20 protein-coding genes are annotated in these 21,470 nt (G+C 38.4%); 13 read left to right on the plus strand and 7 right to left on the minus strand.

What is annotated here, in order from left to right; all coding sequences use genetic code 11:
• Positions 1-10: 10 nt before the first annotated feature.
• Together HMPREF0013_RS06055 and ilvA are read right to left on the minus strand one after the other, a co-directional pair.
• The gene (locus HMPREF0013_RS06055; RefSeq protein WP_002120900.1) at positions 11-661 is read right to left on the minus strand and encodes a potassium channel family protein; all 651 of its coding nucleotides are present in this window, start codon (positions 659-661) and stop codon (positions 11-13) included.
• Between the two features lie 144 nt (positions 662-805).
• On the minus strand, positions 806-2,353 hold the full coding sequence (ilvA, locus tag HMPREF0013_RS06060; RefSeq protein WP_170825825.1) for a threonine ammonia-lyase, biosynthetic: 1,548 nt from the start codon (positions 2,351-2,353) through the stop codon (positions 806-808).
• Between the two features lie 101 nt (positions 2,354-2,454).
• Between ilvA and rpiA the strand changes: the two genes are divergently transcribed.
• Together rpiA and HMPREF0013_RS06070 are read left to right on the plus strand one after the other, a co-directional pair.
• Positions 2,455-3,126 (plus strand): ribose-5-phosphate isomerase RpiA, encoded by a 672-nt coding sequence (gene rpiA, locus HMPREF0013_RS06065; protein ID WP_002046900.1) that lies wholly within the window; start codon positions 2,455-2,457, stop codon positions 3,124-3,126.
• Positions 3,126-3,806 carry a SprT family zinc-dependent metalloprotease gene (locus HMPREF0013_RS06070; RefSeq protein ID WP_002120938.1) on the plus strand — a complete coding sequence of 227 codons (681 nt, stop codon included), beginning with the start codon at positions 3,126-3,128 and terminating at the stop codon, positions 3,804-3,806. Before rpiA ends, HMPREF0013_RS06070 begins: the two co-directional genes overlap by 1 nt.
• Here the strand turns inward: HMPREF0013_RS06070 and HMPREF0013_RS06075 are convergent.
• Positions 3,803-5,323, minus strand: coding sequence for a hypothetical protein (locus HMPREF0013_RS06075; RefSeq protein ID WP_005802090.1), 1,521 nt, complete (start codon positions 5,321-5,323; stop codon positions 3,803-3,805). The genes HMPREF0013_RS06070 and HMPREF0013_RS06075 overlap by 4 nt on opposite strands.
• A 184-nt stretch (positions 5,324-5,507) precedes the next feature.
• Between HMPREF0013_RS06075 and argC the strand changes: the two genes are divergently transcribed.
• From argC to HMPREF0013_RS06105, 6 genes are all read left to right on the plus strand, one after another.
• Positions 5,508-6,563, plus strand: a complete 1,056-nt coding sequence (gene argC / locus HMPREF0013_RS06080) for an N-acetyl-gamma-glutamyl-phosphate reductase (protein WP_014206947.1) — start codon at positions 5,508-5,510, stop codon at positions 6,561-6,563.
• Positions 6,564-6,638: 75 nt separating this feature from the next.
• The gene (locus HMPREF0013_RS06085) at positions 6,639-7,397 is read left to right on the plus strand and encodes a DUF6776 family protein (RefSeq protein WP_014206946.1); all 759 of its coding nucleotides are present in this window, start codon (positions 6,639-6,641) and stop codon (positions 7,395-7,397) included.
• A gap of 9 nt (positions 7,398-7,406) precedes the next feature.
• Positions 7,407-7,820, plus strand: a complete 414-nt coding sequence (gene clpS, locus HMPREF0013_RS06090) for an ATP-dependent Clp protease adapter ClpS (RefSeq protein ID WP_002121129.1) — start codon at positions 7,407-7,409, stop codon at positions 7,818-7,820.
• A 9-nt stretch (positions 7,821-7,829) separates the two neighbouring features.
• A complete protein-coding gene (gene clpA / locus HMPREF0013_RS06095) occupies positions 7,830-10,106 on the plus strand; it encodes an ATP-dependent Clp protease ATP-binding subunit ClpA (protein ID WP_002121029.1) in 2,277 nt (758 codons plus the stop codon).
• 3 nt (positions 10,107-10,109) lie between these two features.
• Entirely contained in the window at positions 10,110-10,472 is a 363-nt protein-coding gene (locus HMPREF0013_RS06100; protein ID WP_002121013.1) for a YnfA family protein, read from the plus strand.
• Positions 10,473-10,897: 425 nt separating this feature from the next.
• A complete protein-coding gene (locus HMPREF0013_RS06105) occupies positions 10,898-11,953 on the plus strand; it encodes a 3-deoxy-7-phosphoheptulonate synthase (RefSeq protein ID WP_002121051.1) in 1,056 nt (351 codons plus the stop codon).
• Between the two features lie 49 nt (positions 11,954-12,002).
• Here the strand turns inward: HMPREF0013_RS06105 and HMPREF0013_RS06110 are convergent, their stop codons facing one another.
• The gene (locus HMPREF0013_RS06110; RefSeq protein ID WP_002120883.1) at positions 12,003-12,920 is read right to left on the minus strand and encodes an alpha/beta fold hydrolase; all 918 of its coding nucleotides are present in this window, start codon (positions 12,918-12,920) and stop codon (positions 12,003-12,005) included.
• 2 nt (positions 12,921-12,922) lie between these two features.
• The gene (locus HMPREF0013_RS06115; RefSeq protein WP_005069032.1) at positions 12,923-13,483 is read right to left on the minus strand and encodes a PadR family transcriptional regulator; all 561 of its coding nucleotides are present in this window, start codon (positions 13,481-13,483) and stop codon (positions 12,923-12,925) included.
• 135 nt (positions 13,484-13,618) lie between these two features.
• Between HMPREF0013_RS06115 and HMPREF0013_RS06120 the strand changes: the two genes are divergently transcribed.
• From HMPREF0013_RS06120 to HMPREF0013_RS06135, 4 genes are all read left to right on the plus strand, one after another.
• Positions 13,619-15,643 carry an NADPH-dependent 2,4-dienoyl-CoA reductase gene (locus tag HMPREF0013_RS06120; protein WP_005802091.1) on the plus strand — a complete coding sequence of 675 codons (2,025 nt, stop codon included), beginning with the start codon at positions 13,619-13,621 and terminating at the stop codon, positions 15,641-15,643.
• Positions 15,644-15,714: 71 nt separating this feature from the next.
• Positions 15,715-16,122: a nuclear transport factor 2 family protein gene (locus HMPREF0013_RS06125; protein WP_005073989.1), complete on the plus strand. Its 408-nt coding sequence runs from the start codon at positions 15,715-15,717 to the stop codon at positions 16,120-16,122.
• A 37-nt stretch (positions 16,123-16,159) separates the two neighbouring features.
• The gene (locus HMPREF0013_RS06130) at positions 16,160-16,876 is read left to right on the plus strand and encodes an SGNH/GDSL hydrolase family protein (RefSeq protein ID WP_002121091.1); all 717 of its coding nucleotides are present in this window, start codon (positions 16,160-16,162) and stop codon (positions 16,874-16,876) included.
• A 19-nt stretch (positions 16,877-16,895) separates the two neighbouring features.
• Positions 16,896-17,990: a YheT family hydrolase gene (locus HMPREF0013_RS06135; RefSeq protein WP_002120895.1), complete on the plus strand. Its 1,095-nt coding sequence runs from the start codon at positions 16,896-16,898 to the stop codon at positions 17,988-17,990.
• A 63-nt stretch (positions 17,991-18,053) separates the two neighbouring features.
• Here HMPREF0013_RS06135 and HMPREF0013_RS06140 read toward each other — a convergent pair whose 3' ends face one another.
• Together HMPREF0013_RS06140 and HMPREF0013_RS06145 are read right to left on the minus strand one after the other, a co-directional pair.
• Complete coding sequence (locus HMPREF0013_RS06140) at positions 18,054-18,899, minus strand: metal-dependent hydrolase (RefSeq protein WP_002121049.1); 846 nt, start codon at positions 18,897-18,899, stop codon at positions 18,054-18,056.
• Between the two features lie 241 nt (positions 18,900-19,140).
• Positions 19,141-19,596, minus strand: a complete 456-nt coding sequence (locus HMPREF0013_RS06145; RefSeq protein WP_002121076.1) for a hypothetical protein — start codon at positions 19,594-19,596, stop codon at positions 19,141-19,143.
• 223 nt (positions 19,597-19,819) lie between these two features.
• On the opposite strand from HMPREF0013_RS06145, the gene HMPREF0013_RS06150 reads away from it, so the two are divergent.
• On the plus strand, positions 19,820-21,457 hold the full coding sequence (locus tag HMPREF0013_RS06150) for a CTP synthase (protein ID WP_002121060.1): 1,638 nt from the start codon (positions 19,820-19,822) through the stop codon (positions 21,455-21,457).
• The last annotated feature ends 13 nt before the right edge of the window (positions 21,458-21,470 follow it).

Consider the following 21,470-nt stretch of genomic DNA (forward strand, 5'->3'; position numbering starts at 1 on the left):
GTTCGTTTTCTTATAAGAAGCAATTAGAAAGTTTCTTTAACTGTGATAAATGACCTTCTAAAATAAGAATATCATGTGTTTGCAAAGTGAAATTTTCTTCAGTCTCAAACAAAATTTGCTGCTTTCTTTTCACGAGCAATGTTTTGACTTGAGGCGCTTGCTGCATAATGCCATATAAATTGATGCCGTTAAGCTTATCTGGGATTTCAATTTTGATAATGTAGTGATCATCTTCTAAAGACATATAGCGGCTTACCATAGGGTAGTTCAGAGCTTGAGCAACTCTTACCCCCATATCTTCTTCAGGATGAATAATCTTATTGATATTAAGGTGTGACAAAATCGTGTGATGAGCTTTGGTTTTTGCTTTTACCCAAATTTTATCAATTCCCAGATTTTTTAAGTTCAATACACACAAAATACTGGCTTCAATATCTTCACCAATTGCAACAACGACCGCATCACAGTTCTGAATGTTTAATTCATCAAGCACATGTTCGTCAGTAGCATCGGCAATGACGGCATGAGTTAAAACGTCGGCAAGATTTTCGACATTCTTTTTTACCGTATCGATGCCAATAACATCATGATTCAATTTTGTGAGCTCTTGAGCAACTGTGGCTCCAAAACTACCTAAGCCAATGACTGCAAACTGTGCCATGTTGGTCCTTTTTTCCGAGTTAGATCATTATTTTTAAGGATATTTTCTTTAAGATAAAGAGAAGCAATGTAAATATGCTAGAAATATAAAAATATTGTATAAAAAAGCCGACAACTATGTCGGCTTCCTCATCAAAACTAAAGATTATTTCAAGAAACGTTTATAGCCAACATTATCAGTAATTTCTGCATACGGATAATTAATCTGCTCGAGTGTCTCAATCAATCCATCAGGGTTTTGTTTAGCATCGGTTGCTTGTAAGCCAACTAAAACACGACCTTCTGCTGCACCATGGTTACGATAATGGAAGAGGGTAATGTTGTGAGTTGGACCTAAACGAGTTAAGAATGTTAAGAGGGCGCCTGGACGTTCAGGGAACTCAACACGGAACAATCTTTCATCATCTAAATTTGCATGACCACCAATTAAATAACGAATATGTAATTTGGCAACTTCATCGTCAGAAAGGTCATCTACAATGTAATTTTGCTGTTTTAATTGTTCCAAAATTTCATGGCGCTCTGCATCTCCACCTTTTAAACTAATACCGACGAATACTTGTGCTTCCTTTGTATTGTTTGCTCGGTAGTTAAACTCAGTGATATTGCGGCCTTGTAAAGCACGGCAGAAGCCTAAGAATGCACCTTTTTCTTCAGATAGGGTAACCGCATAAATCGCTTCGCGTTGCTCACCTAACTCAGTACGTTCAGCAATATAACGCAAGCGGTCAAAATTCATATTGGCGCCGCAAACAATCGACACCATATTTTTATTAATGATTTTATGTTCGTGAATATATTTTTTGATACCCGCTAAAGCCATTGCGCCAGAAGGTTCAACAATGCTGCGGTTTTCATCAAATGTGTCTTTAATTGCTGCACAGATTTCATCTGTATTTACAGTGACAATATCAGGATCAACAATCGGGCCTGAGTTATCAGATTTGCGCAAACGAATAATATCAAATGGTAAAGCACCAATTTGGGCAACAGCTGTACCATCTGCAAATAGGCCTACATGTGGCAAAATTACACGTTCATTTGCTTCTAAAGCCGCCTTTAAACAAGCAGACTCTTCATATTCAACTCCAATAACTTTTACATGCGGTGCAACTTCTCCAAGGTAAGCTGCTACGCCTGAAATAAGGCCACCGCCACCTACGGCAACAAACACGTACTCTACATCACGCCATTGACGTAAAATTTCATTGGCAATTGTGCCTTGACCTGCAATGACAAGTTCATCGTCATAAGGTGGAATAAATACAAGACCTTCAACTTCTGCACGTTGTTGAGCATATTTATTTGCGATATCAAAGCTATCGCCATGTAATACGACTTGACCACCTAAGCGTTTAACAGCCTGAACTTTAATGTCAGGTGTTGTGCTTGGCATAACAATAATAGCGGGAATTCCTAATCTTTGTCCTGACAAAGCTACGCCTTGAGCATGGTTACCAGCAGAGGCGCAAATTACTCCGCGTTCAAGTTGTTCTTTTGGTAATTGACTAATACGGTTATAGGCACCGCGTAATTTAAAAGAAAAAACGGGTTGTAAATCTTCACGCTTAAAACGAATTGTATTGTTTAATTTTTGACTAATTCGTGGAGCTGCTTCGAGAGGTGTTTCAATTGCAACATCATAAACCGTTGCTTGTAAAATTTGTCGTACCACACGAGACAGCATGTTCATCTTCCCTATAACAGTTTAAAATAGGAAATTATTGTAGCAAACCCTTGTGCATTTGCGCCGTTTATTGGCGCATAAATGTCAAAAAATAGTTGAGTGATGTAATGAGCCTATATGCAACCCAAGATGAAAAGAAACAAGCTGCTGCGAAAGCTGCTTTAAAACACTTACCCAAAGGTGGCATTTTGGGTGTTGGGACTGGAAGTACCGTAAATTTTCTAATTGATTTACTCCCAGAATTACAATTAGAAGCAGCTGTGGCAAGTTCTCAAGCAACTGCTGATCGTCTTAAAAAACTTGGTATTGAAGTGGTTGATATGAACCATGTAGGTAGCCTAGATGCTTATGTTGATGGTGCAGATGAGATCGACCGTCATATGCATATGATTAAAGGTGGCGGTGCTGCATTAACACGTGAGAAAATTGTTGCATCAATTGCTAAGAAGTTTGTGTGTATTGTTGATGATTCAAAATGGGTTGATCAACTTGGACGTGATTTTCCACTTCCAGTAGAAGTTATTCCAATGGCGCGTTCGGCTGTAGCTCGTAAATTGGTAAGTTTAGGTGGTGACCCAGTTTATCGTGAGGGTGTAGTTACAGATAACGGGAATGTTATTTTGGATGTTTTCAATCTTAATATTTTAAATGCTATTGAACTGGAAAAAACAATTAACAATATTCCTGGTGTGGTAACTAACGGTATTTTCGCCTTAAATCCTGCAACGATTGCAATTGTTGCAACGAATAATGGTATTGAAGAGCGTACAGCACAGTAATGTCTGCAAAAATGCCAGAGATTAAAATCGTTCGACACGTAAGAGCACGAAAATTGCGCTTACGTGTTGAGCCTGCTTCAATCCGTCTTACGGTTCCTTTATTTTGTAGTAAAAAACAAATTCAGCATTTTTTAGCACAATCTGAACAATGGTTAACCGAGACATGGAATAAGCAACAAAACGTCCAATCGGCATCTATTGATATTCCTTCAGAAATTTATTTCTTTAATAAAGAACAGCCATTTCAAGTCGTTGTTCAAAAGCAGCATCGTGTTTTTCAATTCGACTGGGAAAACAATTCTTTATTTATTAAAGACACACAGCCATATTTGGCATTGCAAAACGCAGTTATTGCCTATGCGAAACAAGAATTACCAGAGCTTTTGAAAGAATTAAGTGAGCACACTCATTTGGCTTATAGGGAGTGTACAATTCGTCGCCCGAAAACTCGATGGGGAAGTTGTAGTAGTCAGCATAATATTATGCTACATGCAGGACTGGTGCTTATGTCACATGAAATTGCTCGCTATGTGGCTATTCATGAGTTGGCGCATACTAAACATTTTGACCATAGTCCTGCATTTTGGGCAGAAGTTGAAAAATACGATCCATATTTTCAAAAACACCGCAGACAACTTAAATCAAATCCATTGCCTGCATGGTGGTATGTTTCAGCTTAACTAAAGGTACATTCTAGTTGAGGTGTTTGTAAACTATCGGGTGCTTTTCGGCTATCTAAGCCTGCTTTAGCACTAATAATTTTATTTGCTTTAATAGATAATTGGATAAAGTTGTATTGTTGCGTCGTGTTATTTGGTTCGGCTGAACTTGAATTGAGTAAATAACTTGAGCTGGCAGCATCTGTTTGCAATAAATTATCGGTACTATCAGCACTTAAAGCAGCACGATAAATTTGTGAGCCTTTACTCAAGTCGATTTGACCGTTCGCACGAAAATTAAGCTGACATCCAGTTGAGGTGTCTTCATAGTGACCCACTAAATAGTCTGTAGCTGGTAGGTTTGGATCTGATAGGTTGATGCTGGTTAAGCCTTGTTTGCATGGGTAGGTTGATCCATTACACGTCGCTGTGGTGGTAAACCCAACAGCTCTACGGTAATCTCCAGCACCGTCAATGCGAATGAATGTTGTTGAATTTACAGTAGGAACAATTCCTGTATATTGTTTTTTTTGTAGAAGTTCATAACCCGTCTGATCTAAAGACTGTTGTGAATTAGCCTGAGCCAATTGCAAAGTAGATGCTTTTAGGTTGGTTCCAAAGTAATCGCGCGTTACTTTTTGATTAGCTGCAATATCTAACAGCGTATTTTTTAGTGGATCAATATTATCTGGAGCAGGTGTGAAAATAGGAGTGAAGGATGTTTGATCCCCATGAAGTTTTTTCCCATCCAAAAAGCCATCTTTTAAATCAGTTGCTAAACTTTTAACAAGTTCTTGGTAGGTGTTTGCTCCGCCATGAATCGTTGACCAATATTGTAAGTAACTAAAGCTAAGATAACTATCTACATATGTACTAGGTTTAGTAGTTGAGTATCGCAACAAAGTTAAATTCAGAAGGGAATTAGCTGGACTTAAACTTGGAATGTCACCATCTTTAAACGCATTCATTAACGATTTGTAGACATCTTGAGAAGCTAAATCCACATGTAATTGCTCAATACGGGTTGGGTCAACCGTTTCTTGAGGGAGTTGTCCCGAACGTATGACAGCTCGTTGATAAACTGCTTCACTGCTTGGGCTAATGAATTGGATTCTGCCACTTACACTGTTTGGTGTAATAAATGCATGATAAATACCTGACAAATTTTGGTTTTGTGGAGTAATGGGGTCAAACACTTGAGATGAGCTTTGAGTTGTAATTTCTACGCGATATAAACGATTCAATTTTGCAGTAGGAATTTTGACATTAAAGCTATTTAAACTCGCAATTGAAGTATCCACTAGAACAGCGTTGTTGGTGTTGTCATATACTTTAAGCTGGATATTACGCATTTCTACAGGGGTTTTTAAAGTAACATCAGTTGTTGCTTCAGGTGTAGGGTCAACGGGCGTTGGTGTAGTGGGTGAACTGCCTCCACTACTACCTCCACCTCCGCAACCAGTAAGGGCTACACTTAAAATGAATGTGCTCAAGCCAAGGTATGTGCGTAATTTTGTTTCTTTTGATTGATGAAGCATCCTAGCTCTCCAAAAATTAATCTGGTATTTATTTGCTGATATTTATGTGGTTATGACAGTCCAGTAAGTGCTATCTGATTGTCGCTAAAATTAAAAAAATTAAAATTACCAAGCATGAAATGGTTTTGTAAGCTTGGACATCCTGTCATACTACTGCACAAGTATAGATTCAAAAATTGAGGTAATGCACGTGATTTCTGTCGGAATTGTTGGTGGAACGGGTTATACAGGCGTTGAACTATTACGTATTTTATTACGACATCCTAAAGCGCAGGTTCGAGTTCTTACTTCACGTACAGAAGCGGGCAAACCAGTTGCAGATATGTTCCCTAATTTACGTGGACATACAGATCTTCAATTTTCAGATTTAAACATTGATGTATTAAAAGAGTGTGATGTTGTATTTTTTGCAACACCACATGGTGTTGCCATGCAACATGCCAAAGATTTAATTGCAGCTGGAACTAAAGTTATTGATTTAGCAGCAGACTTTCGCTTACAAGATCTTGAACAATTTGAAAAATGGTATGGTATGGAGCATGCTTGCCCAGATGTACTAAAAGATTCTGTATATGGTCTAACTGAGTTAAACCGTGAAAAAATTAAACAAGCTCAAGTTATTGGTAACCCTGGTTGCTATCCGACGACTGTTCAATTAGGTTTAGCGCCACTATTAAAATCAGCACAAGCACTCATTGAAACCAAAAATATTATTATTGATGCGAAGTCTGGTGTTTCGGGTGCTGGCCGTAAAGCAAGCTTGGGCATGATTTATAGTGAAAACGCTGATAACTTTAAAGCATATGGTGTTGCAGGTCATCGTCACCATCCAGAAATTGTAGAAGCCTTAGAAAATATTGCAGGACAAAAGGGCGGGTTTGATGGACTCTTATTTGTTCCGCATCTAGTACCTATGATTCGCGGTATGCTGAGTACAATTTATGTAGATTTGACAGAAGCTGGTAAGCAGACAGACTTACAAGCTTTGTATGAAAACTTCTATGCTAATGAAAAATTCGTAGATGTTATGCCTGCAAATAGTTCACCTGAAACACGTAGTGTACGCGGTGCGAATGAACTTCGTATTGCATTATATAAACCACAACCAAATAAACTGATTATTTTGGCGGCTCAAGATAACCTTGTAAAAGGTGCATCAGGTCAGGCTGTACAAAATATGAACCTGATGTTTGGCTTTAATGAAGATGAAGGCTTACAAGGGATTGGTTTATTACCATAAAAAACTCTTTTTTGCTTCACACACATTTAAATTTCGATTTAAATGTGTGTCTTGACTCTGATCTTGAACACTGAGATGACGATGCAAAACTCTGGACAGACGACTTCAGCAGAAAGTTCGTTGCAAAAGAAAAAATTTTTAAACACCAATAAGCCTTTGTTTATTGGTGCTGCTATTTTAATGAGTGGTTGTTTTGCACTCGGCTATACAATTGGGCACCGTCAAGGTTTAACTGTTGTTGGTTACGATGCAGATGCGGAGCAATTGGTTGAAGTGGTGCAAAAGCAAAAAACAGCCTTAGATGCGGTTAACAAAAGCCTTAATGCAGCGGTGCAAGAGCGTGATGTGGCTGTGACGAATGCAAATGATTTGTTTGAAGCGCTTAATCAAGCGAATGCCGATAAGACTCAGCAAGAAGGTATGAGTAATATCTATCGTGAGATTTTGAGACAACGTGGTGGTTTGAGCTTAACAATCCAAAATCTGGCAATTAAGCCTTTGCCTGAAAATGCTTATGAATATCAACTAGATTTAGTTCAAGTAAGTCCAAGTAAGCGTCGTGCTTTAGGATCGGTTGAAATCAGATTGATCAAAGATACTGAAGTTTTAGTCGTACCGCTTGAAGCGAAGAACTTCAACTTTACTGACTTTGAACGTTTAACAGGTCGCTGGACAATGCCTAAAGGTTTCACGCCTCAATTTATTGAGGTACGTTTAACTGGTGGTTCTGATACACCGATTATTAAACGTTTTAGTTGGCAGCGTGGTAAACCTGTCGAAACATCTTCTGCTTTCGTGGCAGAAATTCCTCAAGCTGAAGCAAATTCACAATAGTAACATCCTATGCGAACAAATAAGCGTCAAACAAACTTAAAAGATATCAAGGCTTCTTTTCAGCAGTCTGGCTATGTCGATTGGCACTTCCACCCACGCTTAAGTGATTCGCAAAACGAAGATCATGATGGAGAGGTTGTTGTACAAACAGCTCCTCCTGAACTCAAGCGTCCCCCATTATATGCAGTCGTATTAATGAATGACGATTACACTCCAATGGACTTTGTAATTGAAATTTTACAACAATACTTTGCAATGAATCTTGACCAAGCAACTCAAGTAATGCTAACAGTACACTATGAAGGTAAAGGTATTGCCGGAGTCTATCCAAGAGACATCGCGGAAACTAAGGCAAACCTTGTTAATAATTACGCTCGATCGCAAGGTCATCCATTACTTTGCCAGATTGAGCCTAAAGCATAAGGGGGTTACATGCTCAGTCGTCAATTAGAAGTATCATTACGTTTGGCTGTTAGCATGGCTCGTCAAAAGAGACATGAGTTTCTTACAGTTGAACATTTATTATTAGCACTATTCGACAACGATTCAGCCGTGAATGCATTAAAAGCATGCGGGGCTGATATAGTTTCTTTGCGTAAAGAATTAGAAGAATATGTAGAACAACATACTCCTAAGCTTGGCGAAAATAGCGAGCAAGCGCCTCATCCAACAGAAAGTTTCGACCGCATTTTGCAACGTGCTATTTTTCACGTGCAATCAAGTGGCGGCGATCGTACTGTTGAAGGTGCAGATGTTTTGGTCGCAATGTATTCAGAGCGTGATTCTTTTGCTGTGTATTTACTTAAACGTCATCAAATCAATCGTTTGACATTGACTCAATACTTGTCTCATGGGACACGTAAAGACGAAGTACAAGTTGAAGAAGAAGTTGAAGATATTGAAGGTGAAACTAGCACAAGCAATGCAGGGCCACTTGAGCTTTATACGCTGAATCTAAATATTGAAGCGCAAAAAGGCAAAACTGACCCACTGATTGGTCGTGAAAAAGAAATTGAGCGTACAGCACAAATTCTGTGCCGCCGTCGAAAAAATAATCCATTGCTTGTAGGTGATCCAGGTGTAGGTAAAACCTCGATTGCCGAAGGTTTAGCATGGTTAATTGTGAATGGTAAGGCGCCTAAACCTTTAAGTCAGGCCGAAATTTATAGTCTGGACATTGGCGCATTAGTTGCTGGAACGAAATATCGTGGTGACTTTGAAAAACGTTTAAAACAATTACTTAATGCATTGAAGAAAAATCCAAATGCGATTTTATTCATTGATGAGATTCATATGATTATTGGTGCAGGCTCAAGTATGGGCAGCACAATGGATGCGTCAAATCTTATTAAGCCAGCTTTAGCTAATGGTACTTTACGTTGTATTGGTTCAACGACTTTCCAAGAATATCGTCAGGTTTTTGAAAAAGACCATGCGTTATCTCGTCGTTTCCAAAAGATTGATGTCAATGAGCCAAGTATTGCTGAAACGATTGATATTTTACGTGGATTGAAAACTAAGTTTGAAGATTTCCACCACGTACAATATGACGATAAGGCTTTGGTATCAGCTGTAGAGCTTTCTGCTAAGTTCATTAATGATCGTTTCTTGCCAGATAAGGCAATTGATGTCATTGATGAAGCAGGTGCTCAACGCCGTTTGAAAGCTGAAAGTGATGATAGCTTGATTACCGTCGAGAATATCGAAGATATCGTTTCTAAGATTGCTCGTATTCCACCAAAAACTGTGTCTAAAGATGATAAATCAGTGCTTGAAAATCTTGAGCGTGATTTAAAACGTGTGGTGTTTGGTCAAGATGAAGCAATTACTGCATTAGGCTCAGCGATCAAGTTATCTCGTGCTGGATTAAAATCACCAGATAAACCAGTGGGTAGTTTTGTTTTTGCTGGTCCAACTGGTGTAGGTAAAACTGAGGTTACTAAGCAGCTCGCTAAATTATTAGGTGTAGAGCTTGTACGTTTCGATATGTCTGAATATATGGAACGTCATGCAGTTTCACGCTTAATTGGTGCACCTCCAGGGTATGTGGGTTATGACCAAGGTGGTTTGCTTACTGATGCGATTCACAAAAATCCACATTGTGTCTTGTTGCTTGATGAAATTGAAAAAGCACATCCAGATGTGTTTAATCTATTGCTACAAATCATGGATCATGGTGCTTTAACGGATAACAATGGACGTAAGTCAGATTTTAGAAATGTGATTATTGTTCTGACTACGAATATTGGCGCGGAAAGTATTTCTCGTGCGAGCATTGGTTTCACGGAACAAGATCATAGTTCTGATAACCAAGAGGCGATGAAACGTGCTTTCTCACCAGAATTCCGTAACCGTCTAGATGGCGTTATTCAATTCAAAGCATTACCAACTACTGTGATTGAGTCTGTAGTCGACAAATTCTTAACAGAATTGCAAGCACAATTAGATGAAAAACAAGTTGTTCTTGATGTCGATCAAAGTGCACGAGATTGGTTAGCAACAAATGGTTATGATCGTTTAATGGGTGCTCGTCCAATGCAACGTCTCATTCAAGAACACTTGAAGAAACCACTCGCTGAAATGATTCTGTTTGGTGAACTTGCAGATCATGGTGGTAACGTGGCTGTATCGGTGAAAAAAGAAGATGGCAAAGCTGTCGGCTTAAAACTTGAAGTGTTTGAAGATCATCATACGGCAGAACCAGCATAACTTATGTTAATTGATAGTCTTGCTATAACCCGAATACTCAGTGTATTCGGGTTATTTATTATCACGGCAATTGCTGAAATTCTTGGTTGTTATTTTCCTTATCTGATTTTAAAAGAGGGTAAGTCGGCTTGGCTGTGGCTACCTACGGTCTTAAGTCTGGCTATCTTTGTATGGTTGTTGACTTTACATCCGGCAGCTTCTGGGCGCATTTATGCGGCCTATGGCGGTATCTATATTTTTACTGCGCTTATGTGGCTACGCTTTGTTGATCAGGTGGGATTAACAAGATGGGATATATTAGGTGGTCTAATTGTGATTTGTGGAGCTGGTTTAATTATTTTGCAACCTCAAGGGTTGATTCGTTAATGCATCATTGAATCAAATCTTAAGCGAGAAAATAAGAAGTTTTTTTCAAAAAAAAGACTTGTCAAACTCATCAACAATGCGTATTTTAGATTTAAGGAACATTTTTTAATATTTGAGATAAAGATGTTAAATCAATCTGTGAACACTAACGCTTATTATTACTTTTGGCAATTTAGATAGTTGCCTGAGCGTATTCGGGCATGAGAAAGTTGCCCATCACAGTTAATACCTGATCGGCAACCCCGATCAGGTTTTTTTATGCTTTATCTTTTTAGAATCGAGGAACTTAAAATGAACAACATGACTTATTCGTACTTTAGCAACTTTTATTGGTTTTACTTTTGCTTACCTTTACCAACGAATAGATCCAAAACGCTCAAATAAATGATCGGACTGAGTAGATTGCAGTCCCAAGGAAAAAACCAATGAATGCCCTAAATACTTTACTGACTCAAACCAATACAAAAGAAACACCAGTTAGTTTACCTATCCAGTTAAAAGCGAAATACCCGCTTGCACACTCTTTCGCACGTCAAATTGCCGAACACCGCCAAATTATTCAAAATATTCTTAACGGCAACGATCATCGTCTAATGGTAATTACAGGGCCTTGTTCAATTCATGATCCAGTTGCAGTACTTGAATACGCTGAAAAACTGCAAAAATTACAAGAAAAAGTTAAAGATCAGATTTTTATCGTGATGCGTACATACATTGAAAAACCACGTACCACAGTTGGTTGGAAAGGGTTCATGTATGATCCAAATTTAGATGGTTCATCAAATTTACAACTTGGTTTAGAAAAGTCTCGTGAACTCTACCTACAAATTATTGAAAAGGGTTTGCCAATTGCGAGTGAAATTTTAAGTCCAATGGCAACTGGCTATTTTGATGATTTATTGGCTTGGGGTGCAATTGGAGCTCGCACAAGCGAATCTCAGATTCACCGTGAAATCTCAAGTCATATGCCATACAGTATTGGTTTCAAGAATGGTACTGATGGTTCTATTCAGATTGCACTAGATGCGATTCAATCCGCGCAAAATGAACATCAATTTTTAGGTATGAATCAACAAGGCTTGCCTTCAGTGATTCAGAGTGCTGGAAATCCATTACCTCACTTGATCTTGCGGGGTGCAAATCATGGGCCAAATTACGATTTAGCTTCAATTCAGGCGATACGCGAAAAGTACAAACAAAATCTACCTGCACTGGTGATTGATTGTAGTCATGGTAACAGTGGGAAAGATCCGTTGCGTCAGCCAGAAGTTTTACAGCAAATCGTTGCTGAACGTTTAAAAACACAAGTTCGAGGTGTCATGATTGAAAGTCATTTGGTTGATGGTAACCAAAAGATTTCTTGTGATATGACTTATGGTCAGTCAGTAACTGATGGTTGTTTAGGGTGGGGAAAAACAGAGCAGCTTTTGTTAAGTGTTTCGGAGCAATTAAAAGCGAAAGAGCTAGCTCACTCCGCTTAATTATTTTTAGATTTTAAAAAAGGGATCTGTAAATAGATCCCTTTATTTTTTAAGAAGCATGCTTGAGTTCGGATAGGAATGTAGTGATTTCATGCCCAAACTTTTTAGGCTCGGTTAATAAAGGTGTATGGCCTGAGCGTTCAAAATATATTGCTTTTGCATGCTCAACGCTATGTGCAATCAGTGTCTGACCAGTTTCTGGATAAAGTGTCGAATTGCGACCAATAAAGAAAGTGGTAGGACATGCTAACTGCTGAATTGCTTCTCGATAATCTTCATTGTGATAAAGATAATTTTCAACATACCAAAACAAGTAATCCAAACGTTGAATAGGTAATAAATATTTTTGTAGAAACGGCTGTTTTAAAGCTGTTTTAAAAACTAGTGGACTAAATGGATTGCTACTTTGTAACTCAATAAAATCTACCCATAGACGGACTAGTTCTTGTCGATCTGGAAGTGAGAGCTCATAAAGATATTTGGCGTTTTTATGCTTTAGCAATAATTGATAAATATCATTTAATAGTTGTTTGAACTGGGTGTGAAGAGGGCCGAATAAACCATATTCCCAAGTCGAATCTACTGATATTTTCGGTGTCTGATCAATATGTAAATAGGCTTTTAACTGCTGTGCCAGTTGAGCGTGTTTCATGCCATGCATGGCAGTTGTCGCGCCCATTGAATAACCCATCAAGATAAAGTTATCAAGTTTTAATTGATCTATTAAATGAGCAACATCTTGCCAATGACTAGAAATGGCATCTTGCTCGGGAATTGCACAATTCTTTGATCCACCGAAACCACGCCAGTCTGGAATAATAAACTCATATTCTTTGCGGTTTGCATAAATAAACGGTAGCCACTGCCAACTTTGCATGCCAAGGCCAGATAAAACCAAAACAGGCTCACCACGACCAACACGGCGTACAAATAAATTTTCCCGATCGGGCATGGTGTAATACGGCATGGCTATTCTCCAGATGGGTTATCTTGGGCAAAGCGTTTTAATTGAGGGATGACTTGTTCCAACCATTTGATCCATTCACTTTCCATCGTAATTCCAAGTTCTAAGATCATTTTGTGGATGTATAACACACGGTCATTTAGATCATCACTGTCTTTAAAATCTTTATCATAAATACTTTGATAAAGTTTGAGCTTCTCTTGATGTAAACCAAGATGCCTTAACAGTTCAGGTAATATCTGATTATTGCTCAATTGTGCTTCTGCACGCAATCTAACCATTAAATCATCACGAAGCTGCGCAGGTTCACTTTGTTGCGTCATCCATGAAGCCAGTTCTATACGACCCAGTTGTTCGACCTGATAGGTTTTTTTTCGGCCATTATCCATTTCATTTTCTAAAGTGGAAACCCAGCCTTTTTTAAGCATGTTATTGAGTTCACGATAAATTTGCTGGTGAGTGGCATTCCAAAAAAAGCCCATTGAGCGGTCAAAGCGACGGGCAAGTTCAAACCCCGTACTTGGACGTTCAAGCAAGCTGGTCAATAAAACATGAGGAAGTGACATGGCAATCCAGTTTGTAAGCAAAAGTAAAGTGTGACTCATGAGATTATGCAACATGTTGCATAAAAGTCAAAATTTGATTATAAATTTATGCAACAAGTTGCATTAGCAAGCTTATTGCTAGCCATAGGAGAAAATATGTCAGCTTATCCACATTTATTAAAGCCACTTGATTTAGGCTTTACTACTTTAAAAAACCGTGTGCTTATGGGGTCGATGCACATTGGATTAGAAGAAGCACCGCAAGGATATGAGCGCATGGCTGCGTTTTATGCTGAGCGTGCGAAAGGTGATGTGGGGTTAATTGTAACTGGCGGTGTTTCTCCAAATGATGATGGTGTTGTATTTAGCCACGGGACCAAACTAGATACAGTTGAAGAAGCTGAAAAACATAAAGTGATTACCCAAGCTGTCCATGAAGCTGGGGGTAAAATTGCTATGCAGATTTTACATACGGGTCGTTATTCCTATCAGGCAAATAATGTTGCACCTTCAGCAATTCAAGCACCGATTAATCCGATTAAGCCTAAAGCTTTAAGCTCTGCCGAAGTACAACAAACCATTGATGACTTTGCTAACTGCGCCAAACTTGCTCAGTATGCGGGCTATGATGGCGTAGAAATCATGGGCTCTGAAGGTTATTTAATTAATGAATTTATTGCAGCTCGAACGAATCATCGTGATGATGAATGGGGCGGTAGTTACGAAAACCGTATCCGCTTTCCAATTGAAATTGTAAAGCGCACACGTGCTTTAGTTGGTGAAAATTTTATCATCATTTATCGCCTATCTATGCTTGATTTAGTTGAAGGCGGTTCAAGTTTTGATGAAGTGATTCAGCTTGCAAAAGAAATTGAAAAAGCAGGCGCAACAATTATCAATACAGGTATTGGCTGGCATGAGGCACGTATTCCAACAATTGCGACCAAAGTTCCTCGTGCTGCATTTACGTGGGTGACTGAAAAACTTAAAGGTGAAGTCTCTATCCCTTTAATTACTTCTAACCGAATTAATACACCTGAAATGGCTGAACATGTATTGGCATCTGGTCATGCTGATATGGTGTCTATGGCACGACCAATGTTAGCGGATGCTGAATTTGTCTTGAAAGCAAGTGAAGGCCGCAGTGATGAAATTAATACATGTATTGGGTGTAACCAAGCTTGTTTAGATCATATTTTCTCAATGAAAATTGCAACTTGTTTAGTAAACCCGCGTGCATGTTATGAAACTGAGCTGATCTTTAAAGAAGCTCAGGTTAAAAAGAATATTGCTGTTATTGGCGCGGGTCCGGCAGGTTTAAGTTTTGCGGTATATGCAGCTGATCGCGGGCATCAAGTTAAAATTTTTGAAGCAAGTCATCAAATTGGTGGTCAGTTTAATATTGCAAAAACAGTTCCTGGAAAAGAGGAGTTCTACGAAACTTTACGCTACTTTAGTCGTCAAATTGAATTGCGACCAAACATTGAACTTGTATTAAACCATCAAGCAACTTACGAAGAATTAAGCCAAGCAAATTTTGATGAAATTGTGGTTGCAACAGGTGTAACACCTCGTCAATTACAGTTTGAGGGAATTGATCATCCTAAAGTACTGAGCTATTTACAGGTTTTAAAAGAGCGTGTGCCAGTAGGCCAACGTGTTGCCATTATTGGAGCGGGTGGTATTGGTTTCGACACAGCTGAATATCTTACTCATGAAGGTGAAAGTGGCAGTTTAAATCCAGAAAAGTTCTATGAAGAGTGGGGAATCGATACTCAATATGAACATGTAGGTGGTTTAAAACAGCCAAAAGTTGAGGCATCTGAACGAGAAATTTATTTACTGCAACGTAAAACTGCTGCTGTAGGTGCTGGTTTAGGTAAAACAACAGGCTGGATTCATCGTACAGGGCTTAAAAACCGTCAGGTCAAAATGTTTGCAGGAGTGCAATATGACAAAGTGGATGACCAAGGTTTACATATTACTGTGGACGGGAAACCAAGTGTACTTGAGGTTGATCATGTGGTGATTTGCGCAGGCCAAGAGTCATTTACTGCAATGTATGATCAATTAAAAACAGATGGAAAAAATGTTCATTTAATTGGTGGTGCTAAAGAGGCGGGTGAACTGGATGCAAAACGTGCAATACGCCAAGGCGCTGAATTAGCAGCGACACTATAAATTTTTATGGGCATTTCTTTTAAAGAGAAATGCCCGTTACTTCTTTGGTTAAATTATAGGATATAAAAACAATGACACTCGAAACAACAAAACAGTCTTTAGAAAAATGGCATGAAATGGTTCAGGCTGGTAACTTGTCCGAGCTAAATGATTTGTTGGCGGATGAAGTAGTTTTTCGCTCACCAGTTGCCTACAAACCTTATGAAGGAAAGCAGGTTGTTTTCTTCATTCTTACCAATGTGATTCAGGTGTTCGAAGACTTTACTTATCATCGTGAGTTCTACACAGAAGACGGTGAAAATGTAGTGCTTGAGTTCAGTGCGAATGTCAGTGGTAAATCATTAAAAGGTATTGATATGATTCGTTTTAATGAACAAGGCAAAATTATTGATTTTGAAGTAATGATACGTCCAATGAGTGGCTTAGCTGCATTGGCTGAACAAATGGGTATAAGAATTGCTAAGTTTCAACCTCAATAATTTTAGTAAATAGTCTGGTAAGATAGAGATCAATAAAATGTGGTTAAAGCTTTCAACTCTAGCATTGCTTCCAGTACTGTTTGTACAAGGAACAAAGGTTCGTAAGAATACACCACGACTGCTAGAAGCAAGCGGTGATAGAGAAGGCATCGTTGGCAAGGGAAGACCTCTATCATTACTTATTTTAGGAGACTCTGCCGCAGCAGGTGTTGGGGTAGAAAACCAAAAAGATGCTTTATCTGGTGCAATCATTTCTGAGTTGCAAGATCAATATTCGATACGCTGGAAACTACATGCAAAAACAGGTGATACAACTAAGCAGGTTTTTCAAGCAGTACAGCATTTAGAGCAACAAAATTACGATGTGGTGGTTACGTCGATTGGTGTTAATGATGTAACAAAATTAACCTCAGCAAGTTCATGGATAAAACAACAAAAACAATTATTTCAATATATACAGGCACGTTTTCAGCCTAAGCTCATTATTGTTTCTGGTGTACCACCTATGCAGCATTTTCCAGCGTTACCAAATCCATTGGCTTGGTTGTTTGGAAAATATGCGGAACAAATGAATCAGACATTAGATAAATGGTTAGAATCACAAAACCAATTTAGATTCGTTCAATATGATATTGGGCATTTTCAAGCGATGAATCTGCCTATGGCAAGTGATGGCTTTCATCCGAGTAAGGAAATTTATGCAATTTGGGGACAACAGGTTGCAGCATTAGTGCGGCAATCATTTAACTCATAATCAGAGGTAGTGATTGGAAATGGGCATATCTACTTTAAATAAAATTAAAGCTTTCGGTTCAGAATTGTTCGATTCGGTATTAGGTGCCGAACAGCCAAAAATCTATTATGACCCAAATGGGAAAATAAAAGATATTCTGGAGAAATTGCCCCAGCTCAAGCAAAAATATCGGCCCACACCGTGGTTAAGCAACAATCACGTGCATCTTTTATATTTTGATATTATTAGAAAAAAAACCATTAAGCTTGAATACGATCGTATTGATCAGCTCACCATGAAAGATGGTGGCGTAACTGCGATCACGTGGTATGGCTATGATCTTCCTTCAGACATTCCAACAGTTGTCATTATGCATACCATTACAGGGACACCTGAAAGTATGCGTGAACTTGTAAAAGATATACATCACTATACAGGATGGAGAATAGCTCTATGCTTACGCCGTGGGCATGCTGGCTTACCTATGCCTGTACCACAGATTTCTCTTTTTGGGTCAACAAGCGATCTTAAAGAGCAACTTGAGCATATTCAAAAATTATTCCCTAAATCGGATTTATACGCCGTAGGTTCCTCTGCTGGAACAGGGCTACTGGTTCGCTACTTAGGAGAGCAAGGTACTGACACGCCATTTAAAGCTGCTTTTGCAATGTGTCCAGGCTACAACACAGAGATTGGCTTTAAAAATGTTCATCCGTTTTATAGCAAAATGATGACCAAAAAGTTATTCAAGTATTTTATTCATCCTTATCAAAATACATGGAACCAACTTTCTTCTATTGAAAAAGTTCTGGCGACCACAAGTCTGGAAGAGTTTGAGAAAGAATATTTTGAAATGGCTGGCTTTGAGGATTATCAAAGTTATTGCCAAGCCATTAATCCAATTTATGTATTTGAGAATGTAAAAATACCATTAATGATTCTTAATGCTGAGGATGATCCTGTTTGCTCTATTAAAAATTTGGAGCCTTACAAAGAAACGATTCAGCAAATGAGTAATATTGCGGTAATCACCACAAAAAAAGGAAGTCATTGTGGTTTTTACGAAGGTTGGAAAAGTACTTCATGGGCAGCCAAATTAATATCAAATTATTTTATGGTTGAACATAAACAATAACGGTAACTTTGCAATAAGTTAAATAAAGCCCATTCAATAGATGGGCTTTATAATTTTATTAGATCAAGATAAAAGCAATTTGGGATCTTTTAGTCCAATTTTGATTTTTGTGCTAGCCACGAGGTCTTTTTCATCTGTTTGGTTGGGATGAAAATCAAAGCGATAATAATCAAAAAATTGGGGGATCAATGTTCTATATTGTTTATTCGCAAAACTAAAGAACTTACGCCAAGATTTGAAATTTAAGAGTTGATGATCCCGTTTCATAAGAACAAATTGATAGATTGTTGAAAAGCCTGTAATTAAAAATAGACTTAAAGTAAAGACTGTAATGCGAGGAAGGTATGCACTTAAGCCGCTTCCATATAAATGTTGATAGAGATCAAAGGCCACAGCTTTATGTTCAGTTTCTTCAATACTATGCCATAGCCACAAATTGCGAATAGTTGAGTCTGTCATCAATTCATTAACGGATTGCATCATGCTAACCACAAGTACTGCTGTGTAGTGTTCTAGACCTACTGTTACAAGCAAATTCCATTTTTTACTAAAAACTTTTTCAATAGCTTTTAAAACGATGCCAGTTACTTTTTCTAAAGACTGAGGATCTAATCCATATTGCTGTGCACTTACATGAAAAGCATGATGTTCTTTAGAGTGCATAGCTTCTTGGCCAATAAAAGCACTGATTTCCCGATCTAAAATTTCATTCGACTTTGCTTTGGCGCGTAAAGCTCGAACAGAGCGAACAAAATATGATTCACCTTCAGGGAACAATGTAGATAAACCAGTAAAATAATGTGTAAAAGTAGGCTCGTTATTACACCAGTAGCGAGGTACGTTTTCAAAATTATAGTCCATACGACGGACTGGAAATGAGGCGGGGACACGATTTGATACTGTATTCATTCTAGGCTCCAATCTTCTTTTAATTAAAGTTCCAAAAAGGAACTTGATCAAAAACTACATCGCCCTATATCTATCGTCAATGTTTTTTGAAGTGAAAAAAGTAGATTGTCCCTAATTGATAACTAAGAAAACTTTAAAGATAAATAGAAAGAAAAGTAAAACTTATTATTGTGTTGATAACTTAAATAATATTTAAAAAGCCCAAACTGATGGTTCAATTTGGGCATATTCGCATACGAACTTAGTTCTTAAGCGCTGGAGTAGCAGCCGCAATTGCAGCAGCAACAGCATCATCTTCACTTTGAGCTGGTTCAGCTGGTTTAGATGGTTTTGGCTCTGCTTTTGGCTCGGGCTTAGGTTCAGGTTTTGGCTTTGGTTCTGCTTTAGGTTGCTCAGAAACATTTGTTTGTGAATTTTGCTCAGCTTGTGCAGGGCGAGTTTCACGGCGAATTTCAGTTGTTGTATTTGCTGTTTCTTCGTGATGCACCTCAACTTGCGTTGGTTCCTGAGTTTGAGCTTCTTCAGTTTGAACACTTTCTAGAGACTCAAATTTTGCAGGTTCAGCAGGTGTAGGTTCTGAAACAGCAGTTTCAACCTTTTCTTGCTCTTCTTCTTTAGGTGTTTCTTTTTTGACACATGCGGTTAACAATAGTCCAGCAGCAATTGCAGCACAGATTAAAAGTTTTTTATTTGCCATTGTCCTAAACAACATTTAATTGAGGAGCTGGCATTATAACAGCAAAAGAGAATGAAAAAATCATGTGAGATTGACCTAAATTTTTATTAAAAATGCTGATAGAATAGCCAGTTGTTTAATGATCTTTGAATTGATGCGGTTTGACTTTGCTTTATAGGGGCAGAGTACAGTAAAATTGCCAAACATTGTAGGCCGATTTCGGCTTGATTGTACGAGAAACTTAATGACCCATTTTATTTTTGTCACTGGTGGTGTAGTTTCATCGCTAGGTAAAGGTATTTCTGCTGCTTCAGTTGCTGCACTTTTGGAAGCCCGTGGCTTAAAAGTCACAATGGTTAAAATGGATCCCTACATTAATGTCGATCCAGGGACAATGAGCCCTTTCCAACATGGTGAAGTTTTTGTCACAGAGGATGGTGCCGAAACTGATCTAGACTTGGGTTATTACGAACGTTTCTTACGTCGTGCGAAAATGACCAAACTTAATAACTTTACCAGTGGTCGTGTATATCAGGACGTTTTAAATAAAGAACGTCGTGGTGACTATCTTGGTGGTACAGTTCAAGTTATTCCTCATATTACTGACAACATTAAAGAACGCGTACTTCGCGCAGGTGAAGGCTACGATGTTGCTATCGTAGAAATTGGCGGTACGGTAGGTGATATCGAATCACTTCCATTTATGGAGTCAGTTCGTCAGTTAATGGTTGAGCTTGGTCATAAAAGAACCATGCTTATGCATTTAACTTTGTTGCCATATATCAAATCTGCAGCAGAGCTTAAGACAAAACCAACTCAACATTCTGTAAAAGAGTTGCTTTCGATTGGTATTCAGCCAGATATTCTTATCTGCCGTACTGAATATGATGTGGATGTTGACACTAAACGCAAAATTGCATTGTTCACTAACGTAGAAGCGCGTGCTGTAGTGGTATGTAAAGATGCGAAAACGATTTATCAAATTCCACGTACATTCTATGAACAAAACGTTGATGACTTGATCTGTGAGCGTTTTGGATTTAATGATCTTCCAGAAGCAAATCTAGAAGATTGGGATAATGTAGTCGAAGCATTACTAAATCCTGAATACACTTTACGTGTAGCTATGGTTGGTAAATATGTTGAATTACCAGATGCTTATAAGTCTGTGAATGAAGCGTTATTACACGCAGGTATTAAAAATCGCGTAAAAGTACAAATTGATTATGTCAACGCTGAAGAACTTGAAAGCCAAGACGTATCTATTTTAAGTACAGCTGACGCAATTTTAGTTCCAGGCGGTTTTGGTGAACGTGGTACTGAAGGCAAAATGAAAGCTATTCAATACGCACGTGAAAACAAAATCCCATTCTTGGGTATTTGTTTAGGCATGCAATTGGCTGTTATTGAATACGCTCGCCATGTTGCAGGTATGCCAGAAGCTTCTTCTACAGAATTTAACCGTTCTACAAAATATCCACTCATTGGTTTAATTACTGAATGGTTAGATGAGCGCGGTGAATTACAACAACGCAGCCTTGAGTCTGACTTAGGTGGAACTATGCGTTTAGGTGCTCAAAAATCTGAATTGGTTGAAGGCACAAAAACACGTGAAGTCTACGGTAAAGCTGAAATCACTGAGCGTCATCGTCACCGTTATGAAATGAATAACCGTTTCATCGAGTCGATTGAACAAGCTGGTATGAAGATTTCAGGTTACTCTTCAGCACAACATTTAGTTGAAACTGTAGAAATTCCTGAACATCCTTGGTTTATTGCTGTACAATTCCACCCGGAATTTACAAGTTCACCACGTGATGGACATCCATTATTTGCTAGTTTTATTGACGCTGCAAAAACACAGCATCAAAAAAGTAAATAATGCGATTTTAAAT

Source organism: Acinetobacter sp. SH024 (assembly GCF_000163635.1).
GTDB lineage: Bacteria > Pseudomonadota > Gammaproteobacteria > Pseudomonadales > Moraxellaceae > Acinetobacter > Acinetobacter pittii.

Excerpts from the sequence above, each read along its gene's own strand:
- HMPREF0013_RS06055 (WP_002120900.1), bottom strand. The coding sequence starts at position 661 with ATGGCACAGTTTGCAGTCATTGGCTTAGGTAGTTTTGGAGCCACAGTT.
- ilvA (WP_170825825.1), bottom strand. The coding sequence starts at position 2,353 with ATGAACATGCTGTCTCGTGTGGTACGACAAATTTTACAAGCAACGGTT.
- rpiA (WP_002046900.1), top strand. The coding sequence starts at position 2,455 with ATGAGCCTATATGCAACCCAAGATGAAAAGAAACAAGCTGCTGCGAAA.
- HMPREF0013_RS06070 (WP_002120938.1), top strand. The coding sequence starts at position 3,126 with ATGTCTGCAAAAATGCCAGAGATTAAAATCGTTCGACACGTAAGAGCA.
- HMPREF0013_RS06075 (WP_005802090.1), bottom strand. The coding sequence starts at position 5,323 with ATGCTTCATCAATCAAAAGAAACAAAATTACGCACATACCTTGGCTTG.
- argC (WP_014206947.1), top strand. The coding sequence starts at position 5,508 with ATGCACGTGATTTCTGTCGGAATTGTTGGTGGAACGGGTTATACAGGC.
- HMPREF0013_RS06085 (WP_014206946.1), top strand. The coding sequence starts at position 6,639 with ATGACGATGCAAAACTCTGGACAGACGACTTCAGCAGAAAGTTCGTTG.
- clpS (WP_002121129.1), top strand. The coding sequence starts at position 7,407 with ATGCGAACAAATAAGCGTCAAACAAACTTAAAAGATATCAAGGCTTCT.
- clpA (WP_002121029.1), top strand. The coding sequence starts at position 7,830 with ATGCTCAGTCGTCAATTAGAAGTATCATTACGTTTGGCTGTTAGCATG.
- HMPREF0013_RS06100 (WP_002121013.1), top strand. The coding sequence starts at position 10,110 with ATGTTAATTGATAGTCTTGCTATAACCCGAATACTCAGTGTATTCGGG.
- HMPREF0013_RS06105 (WP_002121051.1), top strand. The coding sequence starts at position 10,898 with ATGAATGCCCTAAATACTTTACTGACTCAAACCAATACAAAAGAAACA.
- HMPREF0013_RS06110 (WP_002120883.1), bottom strand. The coding sequence starts at position 12,920 with ATGCCGTATTACACCATGCCCGATCGGGAAAATTTATTTGTACGCCGT.
- HMPREF0013_RS06115 (WP_005069032.1), bottom strand. The coding sequence starts at position 13,483 with ATGTCACTTCCTCATGTTTTATTGACCAGCTTGCTTGAACGTCCAAGT.
- HMPREF0013_RS06120 (WP_005802091.1), top strand. The coding sequence starts at position 13,619 with ATGTCAGCTTATCCACATTTATTAAAGCCACTTGATTTAGGCTTTACT.
- HMPREF0013_RS06125 (WP_005073989.1), top strand. The coding sequence starts at position 15,715 with ATGACACTCGAAACAACAAAACAGTCTTTAGAAAAATGGCATGAAATG.
- HMPREF0013_RS06130 (WP_002121091.1), top strand. The coding sequence starts at position 16,160 with ATGTGGTTAAAGCTTTCAACTCTAGCATTGCTTCCAGTACTGTTTGTA.
- HMPREF0013_RS06135 (WP_002120895.1), top strand. The coding sequence starts at position 16,896 with ATGGGCATATCTACTTTAAATAAAATTAAAGCTTTCGGTTCAGAATTG.
- HMPREF0013_RS06140 (WP_002121049.1), bottom strand. The coding sequence starts at position 18,899 with ATGAATACAGTATCAAATCGTGTCCCCGCCTCATTTCCAGTCCGTCGT.
- HMPREF0013_RS06145 (WP_002121076.1), bottom strand. The coding sequence starts at position 19,596 with ATGGCAAATAAAAAACTTTTAATCTGTGCTGCAATTGCTGCTGGACTA.
- HMPREF0013_RS06150 (WP_002121060.1), top strand. The coding sequence starts at position 19,820 with ATGACCCATTTTATTTTTGTCACTGGTGGTGTAGTTTCATCGCTAGGT.